Genomic DNA, 21,665 nt, shown 5'->3' on the forward strand with positions numbered 1-21,665 from the left:
ATCAAACTGTTATGGAAATAATGCAGGAGCAGTGGTGAATATTAAAGCATGTTTTTTATAAACACTTATACGGTAAAATATATAAATGACCAAGGGAGCCAGAACGGCTCCCCTGTAGAGAGGTATTACGCGTCCGGGTACTCACGGATAAAACGTTCAACGTCTTCAACCATGTGGTTGTTGCCGACGAAGAATGAACGGCGCTGGTGAAGGCTTTCCGGCACGATATCCAGAATACGCTCTTTACCGTCGCTCGCCTTGCCGCCCGCCTGTTCGGCGAGGAATGCCATCGGGTTGCACTCGTACAGCAGACGCAGTTTCCCGTCCGGATGGCTGGCGGTGCTTGGGTAGAGGTAGATACCGCCTTTCAGCAGGTTACGGTGGAAATCAGCGACCAGAGAGCCGATATAGCGGGACGTGTAAGGGCGCTGGGTCGCTTTATCTTCTTCCTGGCAGAATTTAATGTACTTCTTCACGCCGTTCGGGAATCGGATGTAGTTGCCTTCGTTGATGGAGTAGGTGTTGCCCTTTTCCGGGAAGCGCATGCGTTCCTGGCTCAGACAGAAAACGCCCAGTGAAGGATCGTACGTAAAGGCGTGAACCCCGCATCCGGTGGTATACACCAGCATGGTGGACGAGCCATAAACGACGTAACCGGCAGCAACCTGATTAATGCCAGGCTGCAGGAAATCTTCTTCGGTCACCGGCGTGCCAACAGGCGTGACGCGGCGATAGATGGAGAAAATGGTACCGACAGAAACGTTAACGTCGATGTTTGAGGAACCGTCGAGCGGATCCATCAGAACAACGTATTTAGCGTGTTCACACCCTTCGAAAACAACAATTTCATCTTCTTCTTCAGAGGCGATACCCGCAACGATGTCGCGCGCGCGCAGTGCAGCTTTCAGTTTTTCATTTGCGAACAGATCGAGTTTCTGTTGAACCTCGCCCTGAACGTTCTCGGCACCGCTGGCACCCAGGATATCGACCAGACCGGCCTTGTTGATATCACGGTGGATGATCTTAGCGCCCAGCTTTATTGCCGACAGCAAAGCAGTGAGTTCACCGGTAGCATGAGAGAACTCGTGCTGCTTTTCGACAATAAATTCACCTAACGTTTTCATAACACTTTCCCTGCATCTTTGTGAGTAGAGCGATTGTATGTTCACTAAAACGACTAAAGCCCAACAATCTTAACAAATATTCAAATAGTAGCGCAGAGGTGAATCGCGCCAGCAACATACGGATTTACCTGAAATGCGTTTCACAGCCGCTAACATGTGAGTAAAATGTGCGCCACATTGAAGAAGGATAGTGACGTATGCGCATTCATATATTGGGGATTTGTGGCACTTTCATGGGCGGACTGGCAATGCTGGCGCGCTCGCTGGGCCATGAAGTGACAGGTTCGGACGCCAATGTGTATCCGCCAATGAGCACACTTCTGGAAAAACAGGGCATCTCTTTAATTCAGGGCTACGATGCCAGCCAGCTGGATCCCGAGCCGGACCTGGTGATCGTTGGTAACGCGATGACCCGCGGCAATCCGTGCGTCGAGGCGGTACTGGAACGCAATATTCCGTTCATGTCCGGCCCGCAGTGGCTGCATGACTTCGTCCTGCGCGACCGCTGGGTGGTTGCCGTTGCCGGTACTCATGGCAAAACCACGACTGCGGGCATGGCAACCTGGATCCTCGAAGCCTGCGGCTACAAGCCGGGCTTCGTGATCGGCGGCGTACCGGGTAATTTCGACGTTTCTGCGCGTCTGGGTGACAGCCCGTTCTTCGTGATCGAAGCCGACGAATACGACTGCGCGTTCTTCGACAAGCGCTCCAAGTTCGTGCATTACTGCCCGCGCACCCTGATCCTCAACAACCTTGAGTTCGACCACGCGGATATTTTTGACGATCTGAAAGCGATTCAGAAACAGTTCCACCATCTGGTGCGCATTGTTCCGGGTCAGGGGCGCATCATCCTGCCGGAGAACGATATCAACCTTAAGCAGACTCTGGCGATGGGCTGCTGGAGCGAGCAGGAGCTGGTGGGCGAGCAGGGCCACTGGCAGGCGAAGAAACTCAACGCCGATGCCTCCGAGTGGGAAGTGCTGCTCGACGGTGAAAAAGTGGGTGAGGTGAAGTGGGGCCTGGTGGGCGAGCACAACATGCACAACGGCCTGATGGCCATTGCTGCGGCGCGTCACGTCGGCGTTCTGCCTGCGGATGCAGCCAACGCGCTGGGCTCGTTTATCAATGCCCGCCGCCGTCTGGAGCTGCGCGGTGAAGCCCACGGCGTTACCGTGTATGACGATTTCGCGCACCACCCAACGGCCATTCTGGCGACGCTTGCCGCCCTGCGTGGCAAAGTTGGCGGTACCGCGCGCATTCTGGCGGTGCTGGAACCGCGCTCGAACACCATGAAGATGGGCATCTGCAAAGACGATCTCGCGCCGTCATTAGGACGCGCCGATGAGGTCTTCCTGCTGCAGCCGCAGCATATTCCGTGGCAGGTGGCGGAAGTGGCCGATGCCTGCATCCAGCCTGCGCACTGGAGCGCGGATGTGGATGCGCTCGCGGATATGGTGGTGAAAGCCGCTCAGCCCGGCGACCATATTCTGGTGATGAGCAACGGCGGTTTTGGTGGGATCCATCAGAAGCTGCTGGACGGTCTGGCGAAGAAAGCGGAAGCGGCCGCCGAGGCGTAAAAAAAAGCCCGGTGGCGCTCACGCTTACCGGGCCTACGTTCTTTTCCCCCTCGCCCCTCCGGGGTGAGGGGAACGGATTACTCTTCGTTCTCAGACAGCTCGCGCAGATACTGGAAAATCAGGCGCGCAGACTTCGGCGGCTTATTCCCTTCTTTCTCTTTCTTCGCGTTGCGGATAAGCGATCGCAGCTGCTGGCGGTCGGCATCCGGCCACAGGTTCAACACTTCCGGTACGGCGTCATCACCCTGTTCAATCAGACGATCGCGGATCTGCTCCAGCTTGTGGAACAGCGCAACCTGCTGGTTGTGGCGGTTTTTCAGCTTGTCCAGCGCCTGGCGGATCGGATCGACGTCGCGCTGACGCAGCATTTTCCCGATAAGCTGAAGCTGGCGACGACGGCCTTCTTTTTTGATTTTCTGTGCCAGTTCAATGGCATCGCGCAGATCCTGGTCGAGCGGGATCTTATCCAGCGCGTTTTTACCCAGTTCTACCATTTCCGCGCCAAGCTGTTTTAACTCTTCGGCGTCACGTTTAATTTCACTTTTACTGACCCAGATGATCTCATCATCTTCGTCTTCGATGTCATCACCGGGAACGTCGTCGAGCCAGTCTTCGGGCTGCTTAGTCATGTCAGGCTCCTTAAAAAAAGAGGCTAATGTTACCAGTTAAGACGCGCACTGAAAAACGGTTCTCTGTTAGACTTCAGTTAACTCTCTCTTACAGTATGGCATTTGCGATGAAAGTAACCTCACAAGTTGAAGCGCAGCGTAAGATTCTTGAAGAAGCCGTCTCCACCGCGCTGATGCTTGCTTCAGAAAAATCAGATGGCGCCGAAGTGGCGGTCAGCAAAACCACCGGCATCAGCGTGAGTACCCGCTATGGTGAAGTGGAGAATGTAGAATTCAACAGCGATGGCGCGCTTGGGATCACGGTGTATCACCAGAATCGCAAAGGCAGCGCGTCATCCACCGATCTCAGTCCGGATGCCATTGCCCGCACGGTGCAGGCCGCGCTGGATATCGCCCGTTATACCTCTCCGGATCCTTACGCAGGCGTGGCGGATAAAGATCTGCTGGCGTTTGACGCGCCGGATCTCGATCTGTTCCACCCTGCGGAAGTGACCCCGGACGAAGCGATCGAGCTGGCCGCGCGCGCGGAGCAGGCGTCCCTGCAGGCGGATAAGCGCATCACCAATACCGAAGGCGGCAGCTTCAACAGCCACTACGGCATCAAAGTCTTCGGCAACAGCCACGGCATGCTGCAGGGCTACTGCTCTACCCGCCACTCGCTCTCCAGCTGCGTCATCGCCGAAGAAAACGGTGACATGGAGCGTGACTACGCCTACACCATTGGCCGCGCGCTGGGGGATTTGCAGTCTCCTGAGTGGGTGGGTAAAGAGTGTGCCGAACGTACGCTGTCTCGCCTGTCGCCGCGTAAACTCTCCACCATGAAAGCGCCTGTTATCTTTGCCAACGAAGTGGCGACCGGTCTGTTTGGCCATCTGGTGGGCGCTATCGCGGGCGGCTCCGTTTACCGTAAGTCGACCTTCCTGCTCGACTCGCTGGGCAAGCAGATCCTGCCGGAATGGCTGACCATCGAAGAGCATCCGCATCTGCTGAAGGGGCTTGCCTCCACGCCGTTCGACAGCGAAGGCGTGCGCACCGAACGTCGCGATATCGTTAAAGACGGCATTCTGACCCAGTGGCTGCTGACCAACTACTCCGCGCGCAAGCTGGGTCTGAAAAGCACCGGGCACGCGGGCGGCATTCACAACTGGCGTATTGCCGGACAGGGCCTGAACTTTGAGCAGATGCTGAAAGAGATGGGCACCGGTCTGGTGGTCACCGAGCTGATGGGTCAGGGCGTCAGCGGCATCACCGGAGACTACTCGCGCGGCGCGGCGGGCTTCTGGGTGGAAAACGGCGAAATCCAGTATCCGGTGAGCGAAATTACTATCGCCGGCAACCTGAAGGATATGTGGCGCAATATCGTTACGGTCGGTAACGATATTGAAACACGCAGCAATATACAGTGTGGTTCTGTATTACTCCCGGAAATGAAAATCGCCGGACAATAGAGATAGCGTTTTGTTAATAATAAAAAAGGAAGTGAGCAATGCGTAAACATCTGTTAGCGATCGTCGCGGCTTCAACGCTGGTTCTTGGCTCTTCTGCGTTTGCTGCCGATCTTGAAGACGACATGGGCATCCTCGGTCAAAACCTGAAGGTGGTGCAGAAAACCGACAATGCGGCGGAAATGAAAGACGCGCTGACCAAAATGCGTGAAGCGGCGCTGGACGCACAAAAAGCGACGCCTCCAAAGCTGGAAAGCAAAGCGGCAGACAGTGCAGAGATGAAAGACTACCGCCACGGCTTTGACGTGCTGGTCGGCCAGATCGACGGCGCGCTGAAGCTGGCTAACGAAGGCAAAGTGAAGGAAGCCCAGGCGGCAGCCGAGCAGTTTGTGACGACCCGTAACACGTATCACAAGAAATACCGTTAACTGATCGCGCATCTGACAAACAACCAGCGGGGGCCAGCGGCCCCCGTTTTTTTTACGCGGTAATAAGTAAACCCTATCGCCATCACATTTTTGCGTCACCACGCCTGAACGTTTCGTTTCCCCGACGCGCGTTTTGCCGCTGGAATACGTGATATTCATCACGCGAATACCGTCATTAATTCAGATTCACCGCATTTATGTGGCACAGATCACTGCCGCGGCTCGCCTTTCCACTTCGAAGTGGAAAACAACTCGCTACAAACAATTCCCCCCCAACGTTAGTTTTATTCCAGAGCCATTAACGGGGTAAGACCAGTGATTAACGGAGCGGTAATGAACGACGTTGGGGAACAGGCGGAGCAAACAGAACAGCTCGCGAACACCATGCTGCAGCAGGTTTATGCCCTGCTGTCCCGGAACAACATCATCCCCAATGCGGTACAGGAGCAGATGCTCACCTCCCACGTGCGCGCCATGGCGCACCGGTCCGTGACCGGCGAGCCGCTGCCGGAGGTTGAAGCAGAGCTGTTTGACGAAATTTCACCGGATTCAATGCGGCTCGCCCGTGAAGTGGTCGCGCAGTTTGGCAATCTTCCTGATGAAGAAGCCTGGCTGCTCTCCGTTCACTTTGAAGTCGCGAAAGACAACCTTTAAGGAGCAACACATGGAACAGATTACAGTCGTGATTGGCGATCGCCTGGGTAAAGGTCAGAAAGTGGCTGCCGGTGTGGAAAAAGCAGGTGGACGCGCGGTGGTCGTGCCGGGCATGGCGGCGGACATGAAGCTCGGCGACATGATGAAAGCGGAAAACGCCACCTTCGGTATTTCCTTTTGCGGCAGCGGCGGCGCGGGCGCTATCACCGCCCAGACCAAATATGGCTACAAAGCGAAATACGGCATGCGTTCCGTGGAAGAGGGCGTGACCGCCATCAACGAAGGCTGCAACGTGCTGGGCTTCGGCTTTATGGATAAAGAAGAGCTGGGCGAGCGTCTGGTGCAGGCGTGGCAGAAGAAATACGGCGCATAAGCATGAAAGAACAGTTCACAACCACGGTGAGAGTGAAGGGCAAAGGCGACGCCAAAGCGCGCGCCTTTGCCGACGCGCTCAACCACGTTCAGGCCGCGGTGATGAAAGCCTCACCGCATATCTTACTGCGTATTGAGCCACAGGATGTGCAGGTCGTTCAGGCGCAAGAAGCGGTGCGTAAAGAAGCGTTTCTGTTCTTCTTTCTGCGCCGGGAAAGACGCACCTACAGCGTGGAGCTGGATGTGACCGTCAACGTGACCGCTATCAATCTTGACCAGGTGGATTTCGTCACGCAACGCTGATTATTCATAAAAGGGCAGACTGATGTTCTTAATTATATTAATAAAATCGCTCATCATTGGCGGCCTGGTTGGCGTCGGTGTCGGAGCCGGGGCTGCACGCATGTTTCATGCGCCTACCACTCAGGGTATGGGCGCGTTTCGTACGTTGGGGGAACTGAACTCCTGTGAAGGGGATCCGGCGTCCCACTTCTCCTTTGGGTTAGGTTTCTTCTTTAACGCCTGGGCCTCTTCCGTGGCCGCAGGTGCCTTCACACAGGACGTTGACCACCGCATCATCCCGAACTGGGGTGCTGCTGCACTGATGATCAAAAACCGTAACGTCGGCGAAACGCTGCACGACCCGCGCAAAATGGCGATTGCCTGCGGCCTGATCGGCATGATTGTCGTGACCTTCCTTAACCTTACCGCCTCCTCCGTGCCGGCTGCCCTTCAGGTCACCGCCGTGAAGGTGCTGGTGCCGGCGGCAAACCTGCTGGTGAACACCGTGATGCCGGTGATCTTCTGGCTGGCGGCTATCGATGCGGGTAAAAAATCGGGCTTCTGGGCCACCATTTTTGGCGGCGCGGCGCAGCTGATTATGGGGAACGCCGTACCGGGCCTGGTGCTGGGGATCCTGATCGGTAAAGGCGTGGAAGAGAGCGGCTGGAACCACGTCACCAAAGTGATGATGGCGGCGATCGTCCTGCTCTTCGTGCTGAGCGGCTTCTTCCGCGGCTTCGACATGAAGATGATCGAATCCTTCCATCTGACCGTGCCGAACTGGCTCGACATGATCCACAACTCGCTCAGCGGTAAATAACAGGAGCCTCTAAATGGAACAGAATAAAGGTTTTTGGTATGCCGACTGGTCGTTCCCGATCTTCGTTGGCCTGCTCTCTTCCGGCGTGTTTGCCGGGACGCACATGTACTACCTCTACGGCATCGGCGCGTTTAACGAAGTGGCCTTCGTGGCGATGCTGAAAGCGGGCATTGATACCGGCGTTTACGGCGCGGTGGCGGCGTTTGGCGCGAGCTTCCTGTTCGCCCGTATTATCGAAGGGTCGCTGGTTGGTATTCTCGACATCGGCGGCGCGATCCAGACCGGCGTGGGCCTTGGCGTTCCGGCGCTGCTGCTGGGCGCGGGGATCATGTTCCCGGTGACCAACTTCATTGCTTCGCTGATCACCGGCCTGGTGATTGGCCTGGCGATTGGCTACGTCATCATCCTGGCGCGTAAGTTCACTATCAACCAGAGCAACTCCACCTACGGCGCAGACGTGATGATGGGCGCGGGCAACGCCTCCGGCCGCTTCCTCGGGCCGTTGATTATTCTCAGCGCCATGACCGCCTCCATTCCAATCGGCGTCGGTTCGCTGGTGGGTGCGCTGCTGTTCTACATCTGGCAGAAGCCGATTACCGGTGGCGCTATCCTCGGCGCGATGATTCTGGGCTGGCTGTTCCCGGTCGCCCTTTAATACCCGCGGGCGCTCCGGCGCCCGCCTTTTCAGGAGATCCTCATGTTTGATTTACTCCTGCGCCGCGCGCGCCTCGCCGACGATACCCTGACCGATATCGCGATTCAGGACGGGAAGATTGCCGCGACGGGCGACATTGACGCTCCCGCTCGCAAGACGGTTGATCTTAACGGTGACGTGTTCGTCAGCGCAGGCTGGATTGACTCCCATGTACACTGCTATCCGAATTCCCCGATTTACCACGACGAGCCGGACAGCGTGGGCATTGCCACTGGCGTCACCTCCGTAGTGGACGCGGGCAGTACCGGTGCCGACGATGTGGACGATTTCTATGACATTACCCGCAGGGCCTCCACTGAAGTCTTTGCCCTGCTGAACATCTCCCGCGTGGGGCTGATTGCCCAGAACGAGCTGGCCAACATGGCCAATATTGACGCCGACGCGGTGAAGCAGGCGGTGACGCGCCACCCTGATTTTATCGTCGGCCTGAAGGCGCGCATGAGCAGCAGCGTGGTCGGTGAAAACGGCATCACGCCGCTGGAGCGTGCCAAAGCGATTCAGAAAGAGAACGGCGACCTGCCGCTGATGGTGCACATTGGCAACAACCCGCCGAACCTCGACGAGATTGCCGAGCTGCTGAGCTCCGGCGACATTATCACCCACTGCTATAACGGCAAGCCTAACCGCATTCTTACGCCGTCCGGCGAGCTGCGCGCCTCCATTTCCTCCGCCCTGAAGCGCGGCGTGCGTCTGGACGTCGGGCACGGTACGGCGAGCTTTAGCTTTGAGGTGGCGAAACGCGCCATCGCGATGGGTATTCTGCCGCACACCATCAGCTCGGATATCTACTGCCGCAACCGCATCAACGGACCGGTGGGCTCGCTGGCAAGCGTGATGTCGAAGTTTCTCGCCATCGGCATGTCACTTCCGCAGGTGATTGACTGCGTCACCGCGAACGCCGCCGACGGCCTGCGCCTGACGCGCAAGGGCCGCATTCAGCCGGGTCTCGACGCCGATCTGACGCTATTTACCCTCAAGCGCCAGCCGACGGTGCTGACGGATGCCGAAAACGACAGCCTGCAGGCTGAACACATTCTGGTGCCGCTTGCCGCGATCCGCGCGGGCAAGGGCTACATGACCGAACAAGGGAGCACGGAACATGCCTTCGATTTATGAGAAGTACCATTTAAAGCAGGTTATCAACACCTCTGGCCGCATGACGGCGCTCGGCGTTTCCACGCCGCGCCCGGAAGTGGTGCAGGCGGCGATGGACGGCATGAATCACTATTTCGAGATGAAGGATCTGGTCAACAAAACCGGGGAATACATCGCGAAGCTGCTGGACGTGGAAGGGGCGACGGTGGTTTCCTGCGCGTCGGCGGGCATTGCCCAGTCCGTGGCGGCGGTGCTGGTAAAAGACAGCGACTGGCTGCTGGAAAACCTGCACGTCACACCGATTGAAAATAACGAAATCGTCCTGCCGAAAGGCCACAACGTGAACTTTGGCGCGCCGGTGGGCACCATGGTGGCGTTGGGCGGCGGCAAGCTGGTGGAAGCGGGCTACGCCAACGAATGTTCCGCCGATCAGCTGGCGGCGGCAATCACGCCGCGTACGGCGGCGATCATGTACATCAAATCTCACCACTGCGTGCAGAAAAGCATGCTCAGCGTCGAGCAGGCGGCGGTTATCGCACGTAAACACGACTTGCCGCTCATCGTCGATGCCGCGGCGGAAGAAGATCTGCACGTGTACTACCGCGCCGGCGCGGACCTGGTGATCTACAGCGGCGCGAAGGCGATCGAAGGCCCCACCAGCGGTCTGGTGATCGGCAAAACCCGGTACGTTGAGTGGGTGAAGCGCCAGACGGCGGGGATTGGCCGCGCCATGAAGGTGGGTAAAGAGGGCATTCTTGGCCTGACCTGCGCCATCGAACACTATCTGACGGCCACCAAAGAGAGCGGCGCCGAGATGGTGGCGAAAATGACGCCGTTTATCGAGGCGCTCAACACCCTGAACGGCGTTACCGCACGCGTGGTCTGGGACAGCGCCGGACGCGATATTGCCCGCACCGAGATTAAGTTCGACGAAGTCACGACCGGCGTCGGCACGGGCGATCTGGTGGCGAAGCTGAAGCAGGGCGAATACGCCATTTACTTCCGTGGCTACAAGGCCAACGAAGGGATAATCGAAGCGGACGTGCGCAGCGTGAATGCTGACCAGCTGAACATCGTGTACCGCCGCATTAGCGAAGTGTTAGGACAGGAGAAAAACGCATGAAACTGACCCCCAACTTTTACCGTGACCGCGTCTGCCTGAACGTGCTGGCCGGCTCAAAGGCCAACGCCAGCGCTATTTACGAGGCGGCGGAAGGTCACGTGCTGGTGGGCGTGCTCTCCAAAAACTACCCGGACGTGGCGAGCGCTGTTGCTGATATGCGCGAATACGCGAAGCTGATTGATAACGCGCTGTCTGTTGGGCTGGGCGCGGGCGACCCGAACCAGTCGGCGATGGTGAGTGAAATCTCCCGCCAGGTGCAGCCGCAGCACGTTAACCAGGTCTTTACCGGCGTGGCCACCAGCCGCGCGCTGCTGGGGCAGAATGAGTCCGTGGTCAACGGTCTGGTCTCTCCGACAGGCACCGTTGGCATGGTAAAAATCTCCACCGGCCCGCTGAGCAGCAAAGCGCCGGACGGTATCGTGCCGGTTGATACCGCGATTGCCCTGCTGAAAGATTTCGGCGGCAGCTCCATCAAATACTTCCCGATGGGCGGCCTCAAGTACCGTGACGAGTACAAGGCGGTAGCGGAAGCCTGCGCCCGCCACGACTTCTGGCTGGAGCCGACCGGAGGTATCGATCTGGAAAACTATGAGGAGATCCTGCAGATCGCCCTCGACGCGGGCGTGAGCAAGATCGTCCCGCATATCTACAGCTCGATTATCGATAAAGCCAGCGGCGATACGCGTCCGGAAGACGTGCGTACGCTGCTGGCGATGACGAAGAAGCTGGTTAAATAAAACAAAACTAAACCGCACATACCTGAAGGAGCCACCATGCACACCCGTACCCTGCTTGTCGCTTCACTCTCAATGTTCGCCACCGCCGCTGTCGCCCAGACGCAATACGCCTGGGTGGGTACCTATAATCCGAACGGTGAAGGGCTGTACCGTTTTACTGTTAACCCGCAAACCGGCGCGCTGAAAGATAAAACGCTGGTGAGCAAACTGCCGAATGCGGCGCAGTTGACCCTTTCACGGGACGGCAGAACGCTGTATCTGGCAAGCGAAGTGGAGCAGGGCGTGGTGCAGGCGCTGCGCGTCGGCGATAACGGTGAGCTGAGCGAGCTGAATCAGGTGGCCTCCGGCGGTGCGGGGCCGGTGTATCTCTCCCTGACGCCGAACGGCAAGCATCTTCTGGTGGCGAACTACGTCAGCGGAAGCGTCGCGGTGCTGCCCGTTAAAGCAGACGGCAGCCTGGGGGAAGCCACGGACAAACGTCAGGATCAAGGCGAACCGGGCGCGGCGAAGCCGGAAGCTGCCGTCGAGGGCAGTTTCGCGATCAGCGATCATAACGGCCCGCATGCGCACATGATCGCCGCCGATCCGAGCGGGAAATACGTGTTTTCGACCGATCTTGGGCTGGATCGCATCTATCAGTACCGCTTTGACGATCGGACAGGAAAGCTGACGCCAAACGATCCGCCGTTTATCAGCGCCTCCTCAAAAGGGGCCGGGCCGCGCCACTTTGTCTTTACGCCGAAGGGCGATGCCCTGTGGCTGATTAACGAAGAGGCGTCTACGCTCACCCATTATACCGTGAACGCCAACGGCACCTTAAAAGAGGGCAAAACGCTTTCAGCCCTGCCTGAAGGTTACAAAGGCACCAGCTTTGCTGCCGGTCTGGCGTTAAGCGCTGACGGCAAACAGCTGTATGTGGCTAACCGTTTGCATAACAGCATCGGGCACTTTACCGTAACGGCGGAGGGCACGCTGACGCATCAGGATGACGTGTGGACGCGTGGTGATTATCCCCGCACCCTGACGCTCGATAAGCAGGGACGCTGGCTGTACGTCATGAACCAGCGCAGCGACAACATTACCCGTTTCCGCGTGGCGCAGGACGGGAAATTGAGCTTCGAACCTGACTATACCCCGGTTGGCAGCCCATCCCAGATGGTCATTTCACCTTAAGCCGTAAGAGGACAACGACGTGCGATTTCCGAACCAACGTTTAGCGCAACTTTTCGAACTGTTGCAAAACGAGACGCTGCCGCAGGACGAACTGGCGCAGCGGCTGTCGGTTTCCACGCGAACCGTCCGTGCCGATATCACCGCCCTGAACGCGCTGCTGGCAAGCCACGGCGCGCAGTTTATCTTGAGCCGGGGCAATGGCTATCAGCTCAAAATTGACGATGCGGCGCGGTATCAAGAGCTGCAGGCCTCCCATCCGCGCGCGCTGCGTATCCCCCGCACCGGGCCGGAGCGCGTGCATTATCTGGTGGTGCGTTTTCTGACCTCGGCATTTTCTCTTAAGCTGGAGGATCTGGCGGACGAGTGGTTCGTCAGCCGCGCCACGCTGCAAAGCGACATGGCGGAGGTGCGCGAGTGGTTTCATCGTTACAACCTGACGCTGGAAACGCGTCCGCGCCATGGCATGAAGCTGTTTGGCAGCGAGATGTCGACCCGCGCGTGCCTGACCGATCTGCTCTGGGAGCTGGCGCAGCAGGACAGCCTGAACCCGCTGGTGACCGACGTGGCGCTGAATGCGGGCGTGGCGGAGCAGATGGTGCCGGTGCTACACGACGCCCTGACGCGTCACCACATTCGCCTGACCGATGAAGGCGAGCTGTTCCTGCGCCTGTACTGCGCGGTGTCGGTACGGCGCATCAGCGAGGGCTATCCGCTGCCGGAATTCCACGCCGAAGACGTTGAAGAGAACGTGCGCGAGGCTGCTAAGGATATCGCCGTCACCATCCAGCAGCTGGCGGGCAAGGCGCTTTCGCCATCAGAGGAGAGCTGGCTGTGCGTGCACATTGCGGCGCGGCAGATTCAGGAGATCGCGCCCAGCGCCATTAACGCCGACGACGACGAAGCGCTGGTCAACTACATCCTGCGCTACATCAACATCCACTATAACTACAACCTGCTCAGCGACGAACAGCTGCACGCGGATCTGCTCACGCACATCAAAACCATGATCACCCGCGTGCGGTATCAAATTATGATCCCCAATCCGCTGCTGGATAACATCAAGCAGCACTACCCGATGGCGTGGGACATGACGCTGGCGGCGGTGTCGAGCTGGGGCAAATACACGCCGTATGCGATCAGCGAAAACGAGATTGGCTTCCTGGTGCTGCACATTGGCGTCGGGCTCGAGCGCCACTACAACATCGGCTACCAGCGCAAGCCGCGCGTGCTGCTGGTATGCGACGCCGGTAACGCGATGGTCCGCATGATTGAGGCGGTGCTGCAGCGTAAATATCCGCCGATAGAGGTGACGCGCACGCTCACCCTGCGCGAGTACGAGGTTGCGGAAACCATTGGCGAAGACTTTGTGATAGCCACCGCACGCGTCAGCGAAAAGTCGAAACCGGTAGTAACGATCGCCCCGTTCCCGACCGACTATCAGTTAGAACAGATTGGCAAACTGGTGCTGGTGGACCGCACCCGCCCGTGGATGCTGGATAAATACTTCGACGCGGCCCATTTCCGCATTATCGACAAGCCGATCGATCAGCAGACGCTCTTCCGCGAGCTGTGTGAACAGCTTGAAGCAGAAGGCTTTGTCGGCGCGGAGTTTCTGGATTCGGTTGTTGAACGTGAAGCTATTGTCAGCACCATGCTCGGCGACGGCATCGCGCTCCCGCACTCCCTCGGCCTGCTGGCGCAGAAAACGGTGGTCTACACCGTGCTCGCCCCGAACGGCGTTCAGTGGGGCGACGAAACCGCTCACGTCATCTTCCTGCTCGCCATCAGCAAAAGCGAGTACGAAGAGGCGATGGCGATTTACGATATCTTCGTCACCTTCCTGCGCGAGCGGGCGATGTCGAGGCTTTCTAGCTGCGGAGATTTTGCCGGGTTTAAGGCGGTGGCGATGGAGAGTTTGAGTCGGTTTTGAGGTAAGGGCGGATGGATAACATCCGCCTTTGATCAACGCAAATGATGTACAACCTGGTTACTGCTGCCGCGCCAGATCAAAGACGGGTCTTTTAAATCCTGCACGAACTTGCCGTCGACCAGCACGTTAATCAGATCCACCACTTCCATCTGCTGCGTATTCAGTTCATCCAGCCTGTAGCCTGTCCAGACCCAGATATCTTTTCCCGCACACTCTGCACGAATGCGCTTCACCAGCTTCAGGATATCCGGCACGTTTTGCGGGTGCAGCGGATCGCCGCCGGAGAGCGAAACCCCCTGGCGTTTGATGCGCGTGTCGTTCAGATCGCGGATGATTTTATCTTCCATCTCCGCGGTGAACGGCATGCCGGAGTTCAGACGCCAGGTGCTTTTGTTGTAACAGCCGGGGCATTCGTGGACGCAGCCTGAAACGAACAGGGTGCAGCGGGTGCCGGGGCCGTTGACGATGTCGACAGGGTAGTACTGGTGATAGTTCATAGCGAATAACCACACCGGGTGGCGCTGCGCTTACCCGGCCTACAAAAGAGAGCGGTCCGTAGGCCCGGTAAGCGCAGCGCCACCGGGCATTAACGTGGCTGAGGATTAACCGATCTGCCCATTCCCCAAATGCTTGACGCGACGCTTCACCTCTTCCTGCTTGCCGGCGTTAAACGGACGCGCGTCCGGGCTACCGAGATAGCCGCATACGCGACGGGTCACGGATACGCGAGCCGCATCGTGGTTGCCGCATTTCGGGCAGGTAAAGCCTTTACTCGTACACTCGAACTCACCGGTAAAGCCGCATTCGTAGCACTCGTCGATAGGCGTGTTGGTCCCGTAATACGGCACGTGCTGGTAGCTGTAATCCCACACGTCCTCCAGCGCCTTAAGGTTGTGCTGAATGTTCGGGTACTCGCCGTAGCAGATGAAGCCGCCGCTGGCGATCGGCGGATACGCCGCTTCGAAGTCGATCTTGTCGTACGGGTTGACCTTTTTCTCCACGTCGAGGTGGAAGCTGTTGGTGTAGTACCCTTTGTCGGTCACGCCTTCCACAATCCCGAACTCGGCGGTGTCCAGACGGCAGAAGCGGTCGCACAGGTTCTCGCTCGGCGTGCTGTACAGGCTAAACCCGTAGCCAGTTTCCTCTTTCCACTGGTCTACCGCGTCGCGCAGGCGCTGAACGATGGCGATCCCTTTTTCGCGCAGGGCTTCGCTGTCGTACATGTGCGTGTCGCCAAACAGCGCGTTGATGGTTTCGTGAATACCGATATAGCCCAGCGAAATGGACGCGCGACCGTTTTTGAAGATCTCGGATACGTCATCGTCCGCCTTCAGGCGCACGCCGCAGGCCCCTTCCATATAGAGGATCGGCGCGACGCGGGCTTTCACCCCTTCCAGACGGGCAATGCGGGTCATCAGCGCTTTGCGCGCCAGCTGCAGACGTTCATCCAGCAGTTTCCAGAACTCAGCTTCATTACCTTTCGCCTCCAGCGCGATGCGCGGCAGGTTGAGGCTGATGACGCCCAGGTTGTTGCGCCCGTCGTGGATCTGCTCGCCGTTTTCATCCTCGTACACGCCGAGGAAGCTGCGGCAGCCCATTGGCGTTTTAAACGAACCGGTAACTTTCACAACCTGGTCGTAGTTCAGGATGTCCGGATACATGCGCTTGCTCGCGCACTCCAGCGCCAGCTGTTTGATGTCGTAGTTCGGATCGCCAAACTTGTGGTTCAGGCCGTCGCGGATGGCGAACACCAGTTTCGGGAACACCGCCGTTTTGCGGTTTTTGCCGAGGCCAGAAATACGGTTGCGAAGGATCGACTGCTGGATCAGGCGTGATTCCCAGCTGGTGCCCAGGCCAAAGCCGAAGGTCACAAACGGCGTCTGGCCGTTGGCGGTGTGCAGCGTGTTCACCTCATATTCCAGCGACTGGAAGGCATCGTAGCACTCTTTCTCGGTACGGGAGTGCGCGTAGCCGTCAGCGTCCGGGATCTGCCACTCTTCGGCCGTTTTACGGTGCTTGTTGAAGCTTGCCGTCACGAACGGGGCCAGCACTTCATCAATGCGGTTAATGGTGGTGCCGCCATAAATATGGCTGGCGACCTGGGCGATAATCTGCGCCGTGACCGCGGTGGCCGTGGAGATCGACTTAGGCGGTTCAATCTCCGCGTTACCCATTTTAAAACCGTGGGTCAGCATGCCTTTCAGGTCGATCAGCATGCAGTTGAACATCGGGAAGAACGGCGAATAGTCGAGATCGTGGTAGTGAATTTCGCCGCGCTCGTGCGCCGAGACTACGTCGCGCGGCAGCAGATGCTGACGGGCATAGTGTTTGGCGACGATGCCGGCCAGCAGGTCGCGCTGGGTCGGGATCACTTTACTGTCTTTGTTGGCGTTTTCATTGAGCAGGGCAGAGTTGGTCTGCTCTACCAGACCACGGATCTCCTGGTTCAGACGCCCGCGCTTCTCACGCTGCACGTCACGATCGTGGCGGTACTCAATGTAGGCGCGCGCCAGCTGCTTGTAGGGCCCCGCCATCAGCTGGTTTTCAACCGCGGTCTGGATCTCATTGATATCGACCTGGCTGCGTTCGTTCATCTGGCTGCTAACGACTTCTGCGACGGTGGCGCAGTAATCTGCGTCATCGACTCCCGCTGCTTTAGCTGCACGCAGAATGGCTTCCTGGATGCGCTCTGATTTAAACGGCACTTTACAGCCATCACGTTTCATCACATGCGGTGTCATGATCACTCCATTTTTGAAAACAGGTTATCCACAGAGGTGGAGAAGTCTTCTCCGGGCGTATTCCCCGCCAGGCCAAAGACTTCCCGCGTACCCAGCTCGTGTTATCCACAATTCCGGCCAGCGTAAGCGCCGTCTTGTTGTTGGAATAGTAGACGATAAATACAAGATGTTGGGTTGGCGTGCATTTTAAGTGCTACATATAGTGATTTGCATCAAACATGTTTGCGATTTATTTGATGCAGAACAAAGTAAAAAAACGAGAGTACAAACGACGGGCGCTTCAGCGATTGTAAAGGCGCGAGAGAAAAATCTGATTAATTACTCAACAAAAACAGTTAAGTAAGCCGGGTGCTGAGCCGCACCCGGCAGGGAATGCTACTGCTGCAACCACCAGACGGCTTCAAATGGACGCAGCGACGTCGTTTGCGGTGTCGGGTAGTTACTCATCAGCACCTGCAACTTACCGCTGAGAAGGTCTGTCTGCCATTCCTGAGGCGTATTACTCAGGTTTGCCGCAACAATCAGGGTCTGTCCCTGCCACTGGCGGCGATAGCACCACAGAGAAGGATGCTCCGGCAGGAGATCCTCATAATCCCCCCACGTCAGCACCGGCAGGGTTTTGCGCAGGCTAATCAGCGACTGGTAGGTATAGAACACCGAATCCGGGTCGTCCAGCGCCGCGCGGGCGTTCACCGTCTCGTAGTTATCGCAGACGCCAATCCACGGCTCGCCCTCGGTAAAGCCCGCATTGTGCGACGCGTCCCACTGCATTGGGGTTCGCCCGTTATCGCGGGACTTACTCGCCAGAATCGCCAGCAATTCCTCAGGCTCGCGGCCGTTGGCGCGCAGTTCGGCGAACATGTTCAGGCTCTCCACGTCGCGGTAATCGGTGATGCGGCTGAAGTGTGGGTTGGTCATCCCCAGCTCCTCCCCCTGGTAGATATACGGCGTGCCCTGCATGCCGTGCAGCACCATGCCGAGCATCTTCGCGGCGTGAACGCGGTATTCTCCTTCGTCACCGAAGCGCGACACAATGCGCGGCTGATCGTGGTTACACCAGAACAGCGCGTTCCAGGCTTTGTTGTGCATCCCCTGCTGCCAGTGGCGGAAGAGGGTTTTGAGCGCCACGAAGTCCGGCTTCGCCAGCGTCCATTTTTCGCCGCCCGGGTAGTCCACCTTCAGGTGGTGGAAGTTAAAGGTCATCGACAGCTCGCGCCCGTCGAGCGATGCATACTGCTGGCAGTTTTCCAGCGAGGTCGAGGACATCTCGCCCACCGTCATCAGGTTGCGCGGGGTGAAGACGTCGCGGCTCATTTCCTGCAGATATTCGTGGATGCGCGGGCCGTCCGTGTAGAAGCGGCGGCCGTCGCCTGTGTTATCGTCAGGGAAATCCTGATCTTTCGAAATCAGGTTAATGACGTCGAGGCGCAAGCCGTCCACGCCGCGATCGGCCCAGAACTCGCACACCTTTTTCAGCTCGCCGCGCACCGCCGGGTTTTCCCAGTTGAGATCGGCCTGCTCCGGCGCGAAAAGGTGCAGGTAATACTGCTCGCTCTCCGCGTGCCAGCGCCAGGCGTTGCCGCCAAACTTGGAGCGCCAGTTATTGGGCAACTGCTCCGGCGTGCCGTCTCGCCAGATGTAGAACTGGCGGTACGGGCTCGCTTTGTTCAGCGACTCGCGGAACCAGGCGTGCTGCGTGGAGGTATGGTTAAACACCATGTCCAGCACGATGCGAATGCCGCGCGCGTGCGCCTCAGCGACCAGCTCGTCGAAATCATCCAGCGTGCCGTAGGCCGGGTCGATGGCGGTGTAGTTTGCCACGTCGTAGCCGTTGTCCACCTGCGGGGAGATATAAAACGGCGTCAGCCAGATGGCGTCGATACCGAGGGTTTTCAGGTAGTCCAGACGCTGCGTCACGCCGCGCAGATCGCCGGTGCCGCTGCCGGTGGTGTCCTGGAAACTCTTGGGGTAAATCTGGTAGATAACGCCGTTTTGCCACCAGTGAGGAAGGGTATTCATAGTGTGTTCCTGCAAATGCGAAGGGGCGCAACTGCGCCCCGAAAGAGAGAGTTAAACAATCTGCAGCGAGCCCTGACGGAACTTACGCTGGTAAACCACGGTGGTGAGCGCCATTGGGACGATAATCGCGATGGCCATCGCCAGGGCAAACACCTGCCAGTAAGCGGGCTGGATGGAGAGGATGCCCGGCAGGCCGCCGACGCCAATCCCGTTTGCCATTACGCCGTTCAGTCCGCATACCAGGCCAGCCAGACCGGAACCGATCATCGCGCAGAGCATCGGGAAGCGGTATTTCAGGTTGATACCGTACATCGCCGGTTCGGTGACGCCGAGGTAGGCGGAGATGGCCGCCGGAACGGAGATCTCGCGTTCGTTGTGCTTGCGGCTGACGATGATGATGCCGGTCACCGCTGACGCCTGAGCAATGTTAGACAGGGCGATAATCGGCCAGACCGGCGTGCCGCCGAGGCTCTGGATCATCTGCATATCAATGGCCAGCGTGGTCTGATGCACGCCGGTGATCACCAGCGGGGCGTACAGGAAGCCAAACAGCGCGGCGCCAATCGGGGCGAAGCTGCCGGTCATCAGGTGACGCACCGCGAAGGCCACGCCGTCGCCAATCATGCGGCCAAACGGACCGATAAAGGCATGCGCCAGGAACACCGCCAGAATCAGCGAGCAGACCGGCACCACCACCAGATAAAGGTAATCCGGCACGATACGCTTCAGTCGGGTTTCAATAAAGCCCAGCGCCAGCCCCGCCAGCAGGGCCGGAATGACCTGCGCCTGATAGCCCACTTTGGCGATGGTAAACAGGCCGAAGTTCCACACCTCAGGCACCTGCTGACCAAGTAAGTAAGCGTTCATTAACTGCGGAGAGACCAGCGTGACGCCCAGCACGATTCCGAGAATCGGCGTGCCGCCCATTTTACGCACCGCAGACCAGCAAATCCCGACCGGCAGATAGAAGAAGATCGCCTCGCCAATCAGCCACAGGAAGTCGTACACGGTTTTCAGCGCCGGATACATCTGCGCCAGGGTTTTACCGTCGCTCATCGGCACATCGCCGATGACGTTACGGAAGCCTAAGATCAAGCCCCCGCTGATCAGCGCGGGCAGCAGCGGGAAGAAAATTTCCGCGAAGTGGGAAATCAGCTGCTCGTGCCACTTCATGTTCTGGCGCGCGGCCTTCTTCGCCTGCTCTTTATCGGCGGAGGAGTGCCCGGTTGTCGCCAGCAGAGCCTGATAGTAATCGCCCACTTCGGTACCAATAACGACCTGGAACTGCCCGGCGTTGGTGAAGCAGCCTTTGACCATGGAAAGTTCTTCAATGGCCTTCGGGTTGGCTTTGGCCGGATCGTTCAGCACGAAGCGCAGGCGGGTAATGCAATGGCTGACGGTGGCGATGTTTTCGCGGCCGCCGACCAGGACGATCAGCCGATCGATATCTGCTTGTTTGACTTTACTCATCATGAAACCTCATGACAGATGGTGAGGGGGGGAATGACCTGAGCGCAAGCCTACTCCTTCAGCGTGACGGCGAAAATGGGAACGTTCCCTAAATCGGGCGAAGATCACAATAATCTGTTTTATGGCGATTACGAAAGGTGAGCGGGAATGACGATCTGACGCGGCTCAGCGCGCCCGTTTATCTGCTCGATCAGCTGCGCGGCGGCCTGTCTGCCGGATTCGGCGTAGCCCGGGTCGACGGTGATGATCTCCGGGTGCAGGAACTTCATCAGCGGCGTGCTGCCGACGCTCGCCACCTGCAGGTTATCGATACGCTGCTCCTGCAGATATTTGCTGGCACCCAGTGCAAGGGTATCCGTGGCGCACACCAGCGCGGTGGTCTGCGGCGTCAGTACGCTGGCGACCTGCTCGTAGCCCTGCTTCATGCCCAGACCCGGCAGGGAGGCCACGGCGGAAAGATTGTGCTTTTTGCAAAAGGCCAGGTAGGCCTCATGACGACGCTTGCCGGTGGTGACGTCCGCGTGCGGGACGCCGAGGAAGCTGATGTGGCGATGGCCTTCGTCAAACAGGCGCTGCATCAGGGTGATAATCGCGCCCTCGTCGTCATAGCAGACGGAGGCAAACCCGTGGGCATCGCGCGCCAGCAGCACCAGCGACGGCTGCCAGGGTTTTAGCATCTCGTCTTTGATGCCGGTAAAGCCGAACAGCACCACGCCGTCAATGTTGCGCCGCTGGAGCATGCCCAGATGCTCTTCCACCAGCTGTGGCGAGAACTGGCTCTCCATCATGATCGGATCATATCCCTGCTCGTAGAAGGCGGGCAGCATCGTCTGCACGGCGAGGTTTTCAGACAGAGAGTCCAGACGCGAGACAATGATGGCGACGACTTTGTCACTCTGCCCGCGCATGGCGCGCGCGGAGCGGGAAGGGGAAAAACCGTGCTGATTCATAACCGCCTCGACGCGCTCGCGGGTGCGTTCGCTGACGCCGCTTTCGTTATTCAGCACGCGTGAGACGGTCGATTTCCCCACGCCGCTTAAACGCGCGATGTCTTTAATCGTAAGGCGGTTCTGCATGCTGTATTCCCTGTAACAACGACGATGTAGTGAATTGAGCCTAATGCTATAGCGCGATTTCGCTATGGGCAAAGTCTGGTTTACGTTCGGTTTATTTGCAGGGGGGTATAATACCGCCCGAATCGTCATAAAGGGTATGCCTAAATCCCTGGACTGCGCGGCGACACCCTGTTTTTTTACTTACCGGAGGCTTCATGGATCCCGATCCCACACCTCTCCTGAACGGGAGAATGCGTTCTTTCCGGTAAGCCAGCT

At 58.1% G+C, this 21,665-nt stretch carries 20 protein-coding genes; 13 read left to right on the forward strand and 7 right to left on the reverse strand.

Annotation, left to right across the window (positions count from 1 at the left end; translation table 11 throughout):
- Positions 1-125 precede the first annotated feature (125 nt).
- The gene (fbp, locus tag AB3N39_RS02245; RefSeq protein WP_023310178.1) at positions 126-1,124 is read right to left on the reverse strand and encodes a class 1 fructose-bisphosphatase; all 999 of its coding nucleotides are present in this window, start codon (positions 1,122-1,124) and stop codon (positions 126-128) included.
- Positions 1,125-1,321: 197 nt separating this feature from the next.
- Here fbp and mpl point away from each other — a divergent pair, with 197 nt between their 5' ends.
- Positions 1,322-2,701: a UDP-N-acetylmuramate:L-alanyl-gamma-D-glutamyl-meso-diaminopimelate ligase gene (gene mpl / locus AB3N39_RS02250; RefSeq protein ID WP_367897025.1), complete on the forward strand. Its 1,380-nt coding sequence runs from the start codon at positions 1,322-1,324 to the stop codon at positions 2,699-2,701.
- A gap of 77 nt (positions 2,702-2,778) precedes the next feature.
- On the opposite strand, the gene yjgA is transcribed toward mpl, so the two are convergent.
- Complete coding sequence (yjgA, locus tag AB3N39_RS02255) at positions 2,779-3,330, reverse strand: ribosome biogenesis factor YjgA (RefSeq protein WP_008501414.1); 552 nt, start codon at positions 3,328-3,330, stop codon at positions 2,779-2,781.
- 95 nt (positions 3,331-3,425) lie between these two features.
- Here yjgA and pmbA point away from each other — a divergent pair, with 95 nt between their 5' ends.
- From pmbA to AB3N39_RS02315, 12 genes are all read left to right on the forward strand, one after another.
- Entirely contained in the window at positions 3,426-4,778 is a 1,353-nt protein-coding gene (gene pmbA / locus AB3N39_RS02260; RefSeq protein WP_008501413.1) for a metalloprotease PmbA, read from the forward strand.
- 38 nt (positions 4,779-4,816) lie between these two features.
- Positions 4,817-5,203, forward strand: a complete 387-nt coding sequence (gene cybC, locus AB3N39_RS02265; RefSeq protein WP_008501412.1) for a cytochrome b562 — start codon at positions 4,817-4,819, stop codon at positions 5,201-5,203.
- 315 nt (positions 5,204-5,518) lie between these two features.
- Positions 5,519-5,857 carry a glycine dehydrogenase gene (locus tag AB3N39_RS02270; RefSeq protein WP_115876605.1) on the forward strand — a complete coding sequence of 113 codons (339 nt, stop codon included), beginning with the start codon at positions 5,519-5,521 and terminating at the stop codon, positions 5,855-5,857.
- 10 nt (positions 5,858-5,867) lie between these two features.
- Positions 5,868-6,230 (forward strand): SFCGS family glycine-rich protein, encoded by a 363-nt coding sequence (locus AB3N39_RS02275; RefSeq protein WP_010427372.1) that lies wholly within the window; start codon positions 5,868-5,870, stop codon positions 6,228-6,230.
- Positions 6,231-6,232: 2 nt separating this feature from the next.
- The gene (locus tag AB3N39_RS02280; RefSeq protein ID WP_006810338.1) at positions 6,233-6,532 is read left to right on the forward strand and encodes a DUF4312 family protein; all 300 of its coding nucleotides are present in this window, start codon (positions 6,233-6,235) and stop codon (positions 6,530-6,532) included.
- A 22-nt stretch (positions 6,533-6,554) separates the two neighbouring features.
- Entirely contained in the window at positions 6,555-7,331 is a 777-nt protein-coding gene (locus AB3N39_RS02285) for a DUF4311 domain-containing protein (RefSeq protein WP_024907277.1), read from the forward strand.
- A 13-nt stretch (positions 7,332-7,344) separates the two neighbouring features.
- A complete protein-coding gene (locus AB3N39_RS02290; protein WP_003856081.1) occupies positions 7,345-7,986 on the forward strand; it encodes a DUF4310 family protein in 642 nt (213 codons plus the stop codon).
- A gap of 42 nt (positions 7,987-8,028) precedes the next feature.
- Positions 8,029-9,162 carry an amidohydrolase/deacetylase family metallohydrolase gene (locus AB3N39_RS02295; RefSeq protein ID WP_367897026.1) on the forward strand — a complete coding sequence of 378 codons (1,134 nt, stop codon included), beginning with the start codon at positions 8,029-8,031 and terminating at the stop codon, positions 9,160-9,162.
- Positions 9,146-10,264 carry a DgaE family pyridoxal phosphate-dependent ammonia lyase gene (locus AB3N39_RS02300; RefSeq protein ID WP_367897027.1) on the forward strand — a complete coding sequence of 373 codons (1,119 nt, stop codon included), beginning with the start codon at positions 9,146-9,148 and terminating at the stop codon, positions 10,262-10,264. Before AB3N39_RS02295 ends, AB3N39_RS02300 begins: the two co-directional genes overlap by 17 nt.
- On the forward strand, positions 10,261-11,001 hold the full coding sequence (locus AB3N39_RS02305) for a KDGP aldolase family protein (protein WP_136195699.1): 741 nt from the start codon (positions 10,261-10,263) through the stop codon (positions 10,999-11,001). The genes AB3N39_RS02300 and AB3N39_RS02305 overlap by 4 nt, the downstream gene beginning before the upstream one ends.
- 36 nt (positions 11,002-11,037) lie before the next feature.
- Positions 11,038-12,174, forward strand: coding sequence for a lactonase family protein (locus tag AB3N39_RS02310; protein WP_367897028.1), 1,137 nt, complete (start codon positions 11,038-11,040; stop codon positions 12,172-12,174).
- A 19-nt stretch (positions 12,175-12,193) separates the two neighbouring features.
- Positions 12,194-14,104, forward strand: coding sequence for a transcription antiterminator (locus AB3N39_RS02315; protein WP_367897029.1), 1,911 nt, complete (start codon positions 12,194-12,196; stop codon positions 14,102-14,104).
- A 32-nt stretch (positions 14,105-14,136) separates the two neighbouring features.
- Here AB3N39_RS02315 and nrdG read toward each other — a convergent pair whose 3' ends face one another.
- The 5 genes from nrdG to treR all read right to left on the reverse strand — a co-directional run bounded on the left by nrdG (position 14,137) and on the right by treR (position 21,410).
- Positions 14,137-14,601, reverse strand: coding sequence for an anaerobic ribonucleoside-triphosphate reductase-activating protein (gene nrdG, locus AB3N39_RS02320; RefSeq protein ID WP_325848676.1), 465 nt, complete (start codon positions 14,599-14,601; stop codon positions 14,137-14,139).
- A gap of 105 nt (positions 14,602-14,706) precedes the next feature.
- Complete coding sequence (nrdD, locus tag AB3N39_RS02325; RefSeq protein WP_008501397.1) at positions 14,707-16,845, reverse strand: anaerobic ribonucleoside-triphosphate reductase; 2,139 nt, start codon at positions 16,843-16,845, stop codon at positions 14,707-14,709.
- Positions 16,846-17,220: 375 nt separating this feature from the next.
- Positions 17,221-18,864, reverse strand: coding sequence for an alpha,alpha-phosphotrehalase (gene treC / locus AB3N39_RS02330; protein ID WP_143344582.1), 1,644 nt, complete (start codon positions 18,862-18,864; stop codon positions 17,221-17,223).
- 51 nt (positions 18,865-18,915) lie between these two features.
- On the reverse strand, positions 18,916-20,334 hold the full coding sequence (treB, locus tag AB3N39_RS02335) for a PTS trehalose transporter subunit IIBC (protein ID WP_029739268.1): 1,419 nt from the start codon (positions 20,332-20,334) through the stop codon (positions 18,916-18,918).
- A gap of 128 nt (positions 20,335-20,462) precedes the next feature.
- Entirely contained in the window at positions 20,463-21,410 is a 948-nt protein-coding gene (treR, locus tag AB3N39_RS02340) for a trehalose operon repressor TreR (RefSeq protein WP_032651468.1), read from the reverse strand.
- Between the last annotated feature and the right edge of the window lie 255 nt (positions 21,411-21,665).

It is taken from the genome of Enterobacter vonholyi, assembly GCF_040834095.1.
GTDB lineage: Bacteria > Pseudomonadota > Gammaproteobacteria > Enterobacterales > Enterobacteriaceae > Enterobacter > Enterobacter vonholyi.